This window comes from Streptomyces sp. NPDC056479, assembly GCF_042795335.1.
Classification (GTDB): domain Bacteria; phylum Actinomycetota; class Actinomycetes; order Streptomycetales; family Streptomycetaceae; genus Streptomyces.
Genome location: NZ_JBHTRZ010000008.1, coordinates 190435 through 199970 on the forward strand (window position 1 = coordinate 190435; position 9536 = coordinate 199970).

A 9536-nucleotide genomic window follows, 5' to 3' on the forward strand; every position below is an offset into this window, starting at 1 on the left:
GTGTTCGATGTCCTGGGTGCCGGGGCTGCGGGCGCCGGCGGAACCGGCACCCGGTCCCCGACCAACTCGATTCGCCTGCCTGACATGCGAGGCTGGAGGCATGGCCCGAGTCGACTACTTCAACGATCCGAATGCCCCGAAGGCGAACAGCATCGTGCCGTCCGTAACCGCGGTGGCTCAGAACGATGCCGGGGAAGTCCTGCTGATCCACAAGACAGACAACAACCTCTGGGCCCTGCCCGGTGGAGGGGTTGACCTCGGCGAGTCTGCACCCGACGCCGCCGTCCGCGAGACGAAGGAAGAGACCGGCTTCGACGTCGAGGTGACCGGCCTAGTCGGCATCTACACCAACCCGGCTCACGTCCTGGCGTACGACGACGGCGAGGTCCGCCAGCAGTTCTCCATCTGCTTCCGAGCACGCATCGTCGGCGGCGAGCTGCGGACGAGCAGCGAGAGCAAGGAAGTAGCGTTCGTGCACCCCGATCATCTGGACAGCCTGAACATCCATCCGTCAATGCGGATGCGGATCGACCACGGGTTGGCGAACCGGAGGGAGCCCTACGTCGGCTGATCACCGAGGCGAGCGCGCGTCCGCTCCACGGCGGCCCCGAGGTACGGACGCGCCTTGCTGATCGCGTTGTGCACCTCACTGTCCGGCTCGTACCGCTCCAAGATCTCGTCGATACGGTGGTCGAATTCGAAGGACTGCCCCGCCGGACCGGTCGTCATGTCGGCGTAGATCAAGGCATCCAGGACGGGAGAGTCCTCCCGCTCATACGCGGCCAGCTCATCAGTGAGCCCCCGCTGTTCGGCCTCGTACACGGCGCCCGAATGATGGGCGACCAGCCTCACGAGCCGATCGGGCGCCCCTAGGGTCTCCAGGTAGCGCGCACCGTCGAGAGGATGGAACCCCGTCTCCCGGAGCTCCGGCGCATAGCCGATGTCGTGCAACCACGCGGCAGCGACGAGAAGATCCCGGTCTTCCTTGGACACTGACGCCGATGCTTCGTCCGCATGCGCCGCTACGGCCTGAGTGTGCAGCCAGCGGTTCCCGAGCGGAGGCAAGAGCGATTCGGCCAGCTCGGCCGCACCTTGGGGCGTATCCAATCCAGAGGGCATAGATCGCACCGTAGCCGAAACTGGCGAGCGGCCGACAGCCCGGCACCGGCCGCTCCGGATCAAGGCGCGGTAAGACTTTCCCTACTTCATCAAGGCCCGCGCACGGCGCGGGCGCGCGCCGCCTCTGCGGCGCGGCCTGCCTCCTGTCTTCGCCCCGGCTGGCCGCGCCAGGCGGCGCGCTCGGCGGCTGCGGGCATGAAGTGGGAGACACCCTCTGTGGCTGGGGCGGTCGGCTCCACGGCTTTAGGCAGCCACTTTGGGGCGAGCCTCTAAGATCATGGCCCCAACGTCGTGCTTTAACGGGCAGGTCCACAGACTGCCCGACTCGCCGGAAGCTTAAGGGGCCATGATCACTCGCCCCAAAGCAGCTCCAGCCCAAAGCCGTTCCGCCGACCTCGGCGAGATGGGATAAAACCGTTCACATGCCAGGGATAGCGGGTGCGCTCAGCCCATGAGAACGAGCAAAGTGCACGAGCCACCCCTTCGAGGTAATTTCGATAGATCGACGCCTCTGGTCGTCATCGTCCTTACTGCTGTTGACCAAGCCGTATCTCTCGAGCTCAACCACATTCTTTCGCATGTGCGCCCGATCATTGAAGTTGAACTGATCATAGTCGCTAGGTGAACAAGTGCCCCCAAATTCGGCCATATCTTCGAGGAGTGTCCACGTGCGAGGCTGCATTTTGGCGCTGGCTTCGTGCTTGATTGCCTCATTCTCAAGCCATTGAGTGAATGCCCCCGCGATTTCTCGCTCTGTCTTGGAGAGGAAGAATTCGGACTCGCTATCTTGGGAGAAGCTCTGCGCATGCCTCAAAGAATCGCGGAGGTTCTTATGGGTAACCTCATAAACGTGTTCAAAAGACGAAGCAGAAACCGGAGCCTTGCTGTTTACCCTCACGGAGTAATGCCGCAACCTAGTCTGAATTAGGTGTGGAATGTACTCATCGGCGACGGGTTTGATCTCAATGGGGTCTGAGAGTACGCCGTTCAGACGAGGTGTGGCCGCCACGCTTCGTGCAATTCCACGGGCTCCGCATAGGACCCACCTCATCCCGCTAAGTTGCAGGACGGGGTCACGGATCTCTTCGAGTAGGCGTCGCGCAGCGGCAGACGTCTCCAGGAGCTCCAGATTGTCGATTACGCCAACCAGGCCACCGGTGCCCTCCGGAAATGCATCGCGAAGCCACGTCCTGATAGTGGCCCGGAACCCGGCATTCGAGAATCCTGTCGAGCCATTCGCTGCCGCACTGCTTGTGAGCCCACCGCCCCCGAATGGGGAGGAGATGCTTAGCCCGCGCCCCTTCAAGACCGGGGCTTCGAGCCACGCCTTGATATCTTTCGTCCTCGGCACCTTCCGGTCGGCACGCTTAAGGATTTCCTCGTTATCAAGGAAGGCCCTAGCAACGGCAAAATAGCAATCACTGATGAATTCTGATGCGTCTTCTTTAATCTGTAGCGCCTCGGGGAGGGGAAGGTAAAGCTGAGTTGTCTCCCTCTTCCGAAAGCGATCGCTTGCAACCCAAGCGGCAACAGCGACCAGGCTCGTCTTTCCCACTCCGTTTGGGCCTTCGAGGACGACATGTGTGTCTCCCTCTTCAATTCGACGCAATAAGGCCCGAAGTTCTATGTTCCGACCGACGAGCAATTCTCTACCATCGGCATTCGACGGCAGTGGCTTAACAACGTATGGATTGCTTCCGAATCCAAGCTCTTGCCAGAAGTTCATGCGTCCCCTCCCCAAGCGCTTAATGCTACAAGGAGGCCAAGCCCCGTGTCTCGGTGAGCGCCTAAATGCGCGACAACGCCGACGGCACAGCAGCGGACCGCGCGCCCTTACGAACCGTTGCTGGTCATCGCGCCGGGCCGTCTCCGGGCCTCACAAGGGGGGCCGACGCCAACCGGCAACGACAGAAGCCCACGGCATCTGAGCTGGTCAGAACCGTGGGCTTCTTCTGTTCCGCTGGTCAGCAGAACAGCTGTTTAGCAGACCGGCATGCGAGCGCCCTCCCGGGCCGTCCTCGGGCCGTGGAAGGGCGCTCAATGGTGACCAACGTCGACAACTGCCGACAGCTCAGCAGCAGGTCAGGACGCTGATCGTTTAGGCGGCCGCAGGTCACGGCCGTCGATGATCAGTTGTGGCTGTGCAGGACCTCGTTCAGCCCGCCCCACACCGCGTTGTTCGGCCGGGCCTCCACCGTGCCCGTGACCGAGTTGCGGCGGAAGAGGATGTTGGAGGCGCCGGAGAGTTCGCGGGCCTTGACGATCTGGCCGTCGGGCATCGTCACGCGGGTGCCCGCCGTGACGTACAGGCCCGCCTCGACCACGCACTCGTCGCCGAGCGCGATGCCGACGCCCGCCTCGGCGCCGATGAGGCAGCGCTCGCCGATGCTGATGATCACGTTGCCGCCGCCGGACAGCGTGCCCATCGTGGACGCGCCGCCGCCGATGTCGGAGCCGTCGCCGACCACGACGCCCGCGGAGATACGGCCCTCGACCATGGAGGTGCCGAGGGTGCCCGCGTTGAAGTTGACGAAGCCCTCGTGCATGACCGTGGTGCCCTCGGCCAGGTGGGCGCCCAGGCGGACCCGGTCGGCGTCGGCGATGCGGACGCCCTTGGGGGCCACGTAGTCCGTCATGCGCGGGAACTTGTCGATCGAGGTGACCTGGAGGTGCAGGCCCTCGGCGCGGGCGTTCAGACGCACCTTCTCGACGTCGTCGACGGCGACCGGGCCGAGCGAGGTCCAGGCGACGTTGGCGAGGAAGCCGAACTGGCCGTCCAGGCTCAGGCCGTGCGGCTTGACCAGGCGGTGGGAGAGCAGGTGAAGGCGCAGGTAGACGTCGTGCGCGTCGATCGGCTTCTCGTCGATCGAGGCGATGACCGTACGGACCGCGACGACCTCGACGCCTCGACGGGCGTCCGGACCGATCGCCTTCGCGGCGCCCTCGCCGAGCAGCTCCACGGCCTTCTCGGCGGACAGCCGCTCGCTGCCGGCGGGGCCGGGCTCGGCGACGAGCTCGGGCGCGGGGAACCAGGTGTCGAGAACGGTGCCGTCAGCAGCGATCGTGGCAAGGCCGGCGGCCACGGCGCCGGTGGTGCGAGGAGCAGTCGTGTCGGTCATGAGGGCAACCTAACGTGACGCCGCCCGCGGGAGCGAACCGGCGTGGGTGCGTCTCACGTGCCGGGCGCCGTGCCGCTCGCGTCACGGAAAGCGCCTGGTGCCGTCAGGGAATGACCCGGGCCAGCAGCTCCCGCGCGTACTCCTCGTCGTACGCCACCTCCGTCAGCAACACCTGCAGACAGATCCCGTCCAGCAGCGCCACCAGTGCCCGCGCCGTGACCGGGTCCGTGCGGTGGGACAGGCGGTCGGCGAGGTCGCGGGCCCACTCGGCGGCGACCGGGCGCAGGGCGGGGCGGCGCAGGGCGGCGAGGTAGAGCTCGTACTCCAGCTCGACGCCGGTGCGGTCGCCGGCGAGCCACTCGCCCATCCAGCCCGCGAGTTCGGCGGCCAGATCGGCGTGCGGGTCCGTCAGTGCGCCGCGCGAGGCGATCACCTTGGCGAAGCCCTCGTTGGCCTGGCGCAGCGCGGCGACCAGCAGGTCGTCGAGGGTCTTGAAGTGGTACGTCGTGGAACCGAGCGGCACGTCCGCCTCGGCGGCGACGGTGCGATGACTCAGCCCGGCGATGCCCTTCTCCCCGACGACCCGGATCGCCGCGTCGATGATGCGCTGGCGTCGCTCGGGGTCGTAGCGCCGGGCCATCAGTGCGCGCCGCCCAGGTTCAGCACGACCACGCCGACGATGATCAAGGCGATGCCGGCGGCCTTGGTGACCGTCATCCCCTCGCCGAGGAACGCGATCCCGATGGTGGCGATGGCGGCGGTGCCCACGCCGGCCCAGATCGCGTAGGCCGTGCCCACCGCGACGGTCTTCAGGGTCTGGGCGAGCAGCGCGAAGGAGACGAGGTAGCCGAGGGCGGTCAGCAGCGACGGCAGCAGCCTGCTGAAGCCGTCGCTGTACTTCATGGCGGTCGTGGCGCCGACCTCGGCCGCTATGGCCCCGGCGAGCAGCAGGTATCCCATGTGTACAAGCGTACACAACGTTGCGTACGGCCGTACACAAACGCCTTGTTGACAGAGAGCGGCGCTACGACCTCCTGCGAGCTCCTCTAGGCCCTCCCGGCCTCGAAGCGATTGCGCGACGTCTCGATGTCCCCGAGGTACCGGTGGGTCCAGTCGCACAGGCCGTCGATGGTCACCCGCAGGGCCTGGCCCGGCTCGGTCAGGGTGTACTCGACGCGCGGCGGCACCGTGGGGTACACCGTGCGCTCGATCAGGCCGTTGCGCTCCAGCATGCGCAGATTCTGGGTGAGCATCTTGTGGCTGATGCCCTCCACCTCGCCGCGCAACTCGCTGAAGCGCAGGGTGCGCTCGCCCAGGGCCTCGATGATCAGCAGAGCCCACTTGTTGGCAATGTCGGAAAAGATCTCCCGGGCCAGGGAGTCCGCGCGCGTCACATCCGCTTCGTCCAGCGAGCCGCTGAACTGGTTGGTTCCCATGAGGTTCCCCAGTCACTGAAAAGTGCGTTCTTCCACGTCAGCGCTCACTCTCCTACGGTTCCCGGGTAACCACAAGAGAGCACCACAGCTCCATGCAGGAAGGCGTACGACACCATGGCCATCACCCTGATGAACCCGACCGGACTGGCTCAGATCGATGCCTACCGACAGGTGTCGATCGCGAGCGGGTCGAAGCTGGTCTTCGTCGCCGGACAGGTCGCGTGGGACGCGGAGGGCACCACGATCGGGGCGGGCGACCTCGCCGCCCAGGTCGAGCAGTGCTACCTCAACGTCGGCACGGCCCTGGCCGCCGCGGGCGGTTCGTTCGAGGACGTCGCGAAGCTGAACGTCCACGTCGTGGACTGGACCCCCGACAAGATGCCCCTGCTCATCGAGGGCATCACCCGCGCCGCCGCCAAGCTGGGCACCGCCCCCACCCCGCCGGCCACCCTGCTGGGCGTCGCGGCGCTGGACGTGCCTGAGCATCTCGTCGAGCTGGAGGCCATCGCGGTCCTCGACTGAGGCAGGCATCTCCGAGGGCGGGGGGCGCGGTCCGCGTCAGCAGGTACGGCGTCGGTACCCGCTCTCCCCCTCCGGTACGACGTCCAGGTCCCGCTCGACCACCGACAGTCTGTCGCCCCACTCCGCGCACGCCGCGGCGAGGCCGTCCGACCGGTACTCGATGACGAGGACCCGGTCGTCGTAGGCGTCCGCGTAGGCACCGCACTCGTCGTACTGTCCGCACTCCTCGGCGACCGCGAAGTCGAAGCCGACATCACGCCCCCGGCGTGCCAGACCGGCGGCGTTCTTCTGGCCGATCGCCAGGCCGGCGGCGTGCGCCCGGTCGGCGAGCAGCTCGGCGAAGGCCATGTTGTCCTGGGCGGTCAGCAGATCGTCGGACCGCTCGTTCGAATCGAGGTTGTCGGCCTCGACGCCCTGGAATCCGTCCGCCGCGCAGCCGTCGATCCACTCCCCCACGACCTCGGCGAGGCGTGCCCGTTTGGCGGCCGTCGAGATGTCCAGCACCGCCTCGTCCCAGTCCTGGTCGACGACGAGCGCGCCGTCGTCGTCACGGAGCAGCAGCTCGGGGTGGTGGGCCTCCCACCACCGTTCGGTGTCCGGCTGGGCCTGGAAGGCATTGACGTAGCAGATGTTGTACACGCCCGGCGCGGGCTTCGCGGCGCGGTCCCGGGAGACCACACGCACGCCGGTCGGCGGCGGATAGGCACCGCCGATCTGGTAGTCGAAGGCGGCGCCGGGCTCGGGCAGGGCGACCTTCCCCGGGCCGCCCGGCGTCGAGGGAGCGGTGGAACGCCCCGGTGCGGCGCCGTCCTCGTCGTCGGACGCCGTGCATCCGCCCACTGCCATGACGAGCGCACCGCACAGGAGCACCGCCGCCGGTGCTCGGCGGCGGGCGCTAAGGACGCGGTGGACCATGATCCAGGGGCTCCTGTCGATGCGTGATCTACGGTGCTGCCCGGCCATGATGCCCTGCTCCGCGCCCGGAGTTCACCCGCGCAGGCCTCGCCGCGGACCTGGGCACAGGCTCATACGGCGTGTTCGGCGCACAGGCACCCGACACCCCGCTCGATCCACTCCCGGCCGGCCCACTGCGGATGCCGTTCGATCAGCAGGGTCCGGACCTCGGTGACGATCTCGTCCTCACCCATCGCGGAGTCCCGCCGCCGCCAGGTCTCGTCGCGCAGCTCGCGCAGATAGTCCCGTACGTCGGTGAGCACCCGCGGACCGCCGACGTCGCCGTGCCCGGGCACCACCACCCGGGGTTCACCGGCCGCCAGCCGGTCCAGCACCGCCAGCCAGCCCAAGCCGGAGACGTCCGTGTCGTACGGCGGGAACCACGGGACGATGGCGAACTGCCCGGTCTCGGCGAGATCCCCCGTGAACAGCACTCCGGCGTCCGGCACTTCGACCACCTGGTCGCCCTTGGTGTGCCCCCGGCCGGTGGGCCGCAGCCGTACGATCCGGCCGCCGAGGTCCAGGTCGTGGCCGTCGTCGTAGATCACGTCGGGGGTGGGCAGCGGTACGCCTTCGAGACGGTCGGCGATCGGTCCGCCGAAGCCCCTGAACATCTCCAGGTAGCCCGGCCCCTTGGTCTTGAGGTCGTCGGCCTGTGCGCGATTGACCAGGTAAGTGGCCTCGCCTGCGAAGACGTGGGCGCCGAAGGCGTGCTCGGGATGGAAGTGGGTCGTGGTCAGGTACAGCCGCCGGCCCTTCGCCACTTCGGAGGCGAAGGCGAGGACCTGTTCGGCGTTGGCGGTGCCGATGCCGGTCTCGACGACCAGCACGGCCTGAGTGCCGCCGATGATGCCGATGTTGGGCACCAGTTGGACCCGTTGGTTCGGAATCACCAGCAGGTCGGGGGCGATTTCCCGGGCGTCGGAGGTCCGGACGGCGGGGTCGGGCATCGAGTCGTCGGTCATGCTCCGAGTCCACCGCCCGGGTGCCGTCACCGTCCAAGACCGATCCGGTCGCGCCGATACCGTACGGGTATCATCGCTGGTCATGGAGCTGCGCACGTTGCGCTATTTCGTGGCCGTCGCCGAGGAACTCCACTTCGGCCGGGCCGCCGCACGGCTGCACATGAGCCAGCCGCCGCTGAGCCGGGCGATCAGACAGCTGGAGTCCGACGTCGGTGCGCCGCTTCTGAACCGGTCCCCCACCGGTGTCACCCTCACGCCTGCCGGAGCGACGCTGCTGGACGAGGCCCGCGCCCTGCTCGACCGGGCCGACCGGGTGCGCGCACGCGTGGCGACGGCGGCCGGCGCCACCACCCTCACCCTCGGTTTCCTGGGCGACAGCACCGACAGGGGCGCGACCCGGCTGGCGGCCGCGTACCGCAGACGCCACCCCGGGGTGGAGGTCCGGATCCGCGAGACCGACCTGACCGATCCGACCTGCGGGCTGCGCACCGGTCTCGTCGACGTCGCGCTGACCCGCGGGCCGTTCGACGAGAGCGGTCTGACGGTGCACGAGTTGCGCGCCGACCCGGTGGGCGCCGTACTGCGCGCCGACGACCCGCTGGCCCGCCGCGACCACCTGACGCTGGCCGACCTGGCCGGCCGACGCTGGTTCCAGTTCCCGGCCGGTACGGACCCGCGCTGGCAGGCGTACTGGAACGGCGGTGAGCCCCGCGAGGGCCCTGTGGTGCGCGGCGTTCAGGAGTGCGTGCAGGCCGTGCTCTGGAACGGCACCGTCGGAATGTCCCCGCTCGGGCACGAGATGCCGGGAGAGCTGGCCGTGGTTCCGGTCGTCGACATGGCGCCGAGCCGGGTGTTGATGGCGTGGCGCGAGAGCGACGTCAACCCGCTGATCAGGTCACTCGCCGGGATCGCCACAGCCGCCTACCGCGACTGAGGGCGGGGACCGGCCCCGGGGCGCTCACGCCCCGAACTGCGCCGCGAGCTGAGCTGATAGCCGCTGCGGACCAGCTGCTTCCCCAACGTGGCGTCGCACAACCGGATCTGATCGAGCGTCAGTCAAAGCGGCGAACTGCCCACGCGCGATGCGTCCAGGGCGGCGTGGGTCGGTCGATGCCAGGTCTTGCGGGCGGGTACGGCGGCGGTGGAGGCAAGGCGCCGCGGCTCGGTCATGTCGGGGGGCCGCGCGGATCCGAGCGTGGGCGGCCCGCCGGTGATCCGCCCGGCGACGACCTCGGCATCCAGCCCGAGTTCATGGAACCGCGTCTGGGTGTGCGGCGGGTGCGGATACGGAGGGCGCTGAGAATCTATGTGGATACGGCTCGTTCCAAACAGGTGCTCCGCGACCACCGGGTCCATTAGTGTTTCACCGTTCACATACCGGTCCTTCGCAGCCGCGGCTGTCGTCTCGTGACGCCGCTGGA

General features: G+C 68.0%; 12 protein-coding genes. 3 read left to right on the plus strand and 9 right to left on the minus strand.

Going from position 1 to position 9536, the window contains the following annotated elements; genetic code table 11:
* Positions 1 to 100 precede the first annotated feature (100 nt).
* On the plus strand, positions 101 to 571 hold the full coding sequence (locus tag ACFQ6S_RS29870) for an NUDIX hydrolase (RefSeq protein WP_383416380.1): 471 nt from the start codon (positions 101 to 103) through the stop codon (positions 569 to 571).
* Here the strand turns inward: ACFQ6S_RS29870 and ACFQ6S_RS29875 are convergent.
* The 6 genes from ACFQ6S_RS29875 to ACFQ6S_RS29900 form a co-directional block, all read right to left on the minus strand.
* Positions 559 to 1119: an HD domain-containing protein gene (locus ACFQ6S_RS29875; RefSeq protein WP_383416383.1), complete on the minus strand. Its 561-nt coding sequence runs from the start codon at positions 1117 to 1119 to the stop codon at positions 559 to 561. The genes ACFQ6S_RS29870 and ACFQ6S_RS29875 overlap by 13 nt on opposite strands.
* A gap of 418 nt (positions 1120 to 1537) precedes the next feature.
* Positions 1538 to 2845 (minus strand): hypothetical protein, encoded by a 1308-nt coding sequence (locus ACFQ6S_RS29880; protein ID WP_383416385.1) that lies wholly within the window; start codon positions 2843 to 2845, stop codon positions 1538 to 1540.
* A gap of 403 nt (positions 2846 to 3248) precedes the next feature.
* Complete coding sequence (gene dapD / locus ACFQ6S_RS29885) at positions 3249 to 4238, minus strand: 2,3,4,5-tetrahydropyridine-2,6-dicarboxylate N-succinyltransferase (RefSeq protein ID WP_383416388.1); 990 nt, start codon at positions 4236 to 4238, stop codon at positions 3249 to 3251.
* 103 nt (positions 4239 to 4341) lie between these two features.
* Positions 4342 to 4878, minus strand: a complete 537-nt coding sequence (locus ACFQ6S_RS29890) for a TetR/AcrR family transcriptional regulator (RefSeq protein WP_383416390.1) — start codon at positions 4876 to 4878, stop codon at positions 4342 to 4344.
* Positions 4878 to 5198 (minus strand): DMT family transporter, encoded by a 321-nt coding sequence (locus ACFQ6S_RS29895; RefSeq protein ID WP_383416393.1) that lies wholly within the window; start codon positions 5196 to 5198, stop codon positions 4878 to 4880. Before ACFQ6S_RS29895 ends, ACFQ6S_RS29890 begins: the two co-directional genes overlap by 1 nt.
* 86 nt (positions 5199 to 5284) lie before the next feature.
* A complete protein-coding gene (locus ACFQ6S_RS29900; RefSeq protein ID WP_383416396.1) occupies positions 5285 to 5674 on the minus strand; it encodes a winged helix-turn-helix transcriptional regulator in 390 nt (129 codons plus the stop codon).
* 114 nt (positions 5675 to 5788) lie between these two features.
* Between ACFQ6S_RS29900 and ACFQ6S_RS29905 the strand changes: the two genes are divergently transcribed.
* Positions 5789 to 6196 (plus strand): RidA family protein, encoded by a 408-nt coding sequence (locus tag ACFQ6S_RS29905; RefSeq protein ID WP_383416399.1) that lies wholly within the window; start codon positions 5789 to 5791, stop codon positions 6194 to 6196.
* Between the two features lie 36 nt (positions 6197 to 6232).
* On the opposite strand, the gene ACFQ6S_RS29910 is transcribed toward ACFQ6S_RS29905, so the two are convergent.
* On the minus strand, positions 6233 to 7111 hold the full coding sequence (locus ACFQ6S_RS29910; RefSeq protein WP_383417233.1) for an endo alpha-1,4 polygalactosaminidase: 879 nt from the start codon (positions 7109 to 7111) through the stop codon (positions 6233 to 6235).
* A 110-nt stretch (positions 7112 to 7221) separates the two neighbouring features.
* The gene (locus ACFQ6S_RS29915) at positions 7222 to 8115 is read right to left on the minus strand and encodes an MBL fold metallo-hydrolase (RefSeq protein ID WP_383416402.1); all 894 of its coding nucleotides are present in this window, start codon (positions 8113 to 8115) and stop codon (positions 7222 to 7224) included.
* Positions 8116 to 8197: 82 nt separating this feature from the next.
* Between ACFQ6S_RS29915 and ACFQ6S_RS29920 the strand changes: the two genes are divergently transcribed.
* Complete coding sequence (locus ACFQ6S_RS29920; RefSeq protein ID WP_383416405.1) at positions 8198 to 9049, plus strand: LysR substrate-binding domain-containing protein; 852 nt, start codon at positions 8198 to 8200, stop codon at positions 9047 to 9049.
* Between the two features lie 122 nt (positions 9050 to 9171).
* On the opposite strand, the gene ACFQ6S_RS29925 is transcribed toward ACFQ6S_RS29920, so the two are convergent.
* Entirely contained in the window at positions 9172 to 9489 is a 318-nt protein-coding gene (locus ACFQ6S_RS29925; RefSeq protein ID WP_383416407.1) for a hypothetical protein, read from the minus strand.
* Positions 9490 to 9536: the final 47 nt, after the last annotated feature.

What these genes read in the sequence shown, in the direction of transcription:
- ACFQ6S_RS29870 (WP_383416380.1), top strand. Translation starts at nt 101, where the DNA reads ATGGCCCGAGTCGACTACTTCAACGATCCGAATGCCCCGAAGGCGAAC.
- ACFQ6S_RS29875 (WP_383416383.1), bottom strand. Translation starts at nt 1,119, where the DNA reads ATGCCCTCTGGATTGGATACGCCCCAAGGTGCGGCCGAGCTGGCCGAA.
- ACFQ6S_RS29880 (WP_383416385.1), bottom strand. Translation starts at nt 2,845, where the DNA reads ATGAACTTCTGGCAAGAGCTTGGATTCGGAAGCAATCCATACGTTGTT.
- dapD (WP_383416388.1), bottom strand. Translation starts at nt 4,238, where the DNA reads ATGACCGACACGACTGCTCCTCGCACCACCGGCGCCGTGGCCGCCGGC.
- ACFQ6S_RS29890 (WP_383416390.1), bottom strand. Translation starts at nt 4,878, where the DNA reads ATGGCCCGGCGCTACGACCCCGAGCGACGCCAGCGCATCATCGACGCG.
- ACFQ6S_RS29895 (WP_383416393.1), bottom strand. Translation starts at nt 5,198, where the DNA reads ATGGGATACCTGCTGCTCGCCGGGGCCATAGCGGCCGAGGTCGGCGCC.
- ACFQ6S_RS29900 (WP_383416396.1), bottom strand. Translation starts at nt 5,674, where the DNA reads ATGGGAACCAACCAGTTCAGCGGCTCGCTGGACGAAGCGGATGTGACG.
- ACFQ6S_RS29905 (WP_383416399.1), top strand. Translation starts at nt 5,789, where the DNA reads ATGGCCATCACCCTGATGAACCCGACCGGACTGGCTCAGATCGATGCC.
- ACFQ6S_RS29910 (WP_383417233.1), bottom strand. Translation starts at nt 7,111, where the DNA reads ATGGTCCACCGCGTCCTTAGCGCCCGCCGCCGAGCACCGGCGGCGGTG.
- ACFQ6S_RS29915 (WP_383416402.1), bottom strand. Translation starts at nt 8,115, where the DNA reads ATGACCGACGACTCGATGCCCGACCCCGCCGTCCGGACCTCCGACGCC.
- ACFQ6S_RS29920 (WP_383416405.1), top strand. Translation starts at nt 8,198, where the DNA reads ATGGAGCTGCGCACGTTGCGCTATTTCGTGGCCGTCGCCGAGGAACTC.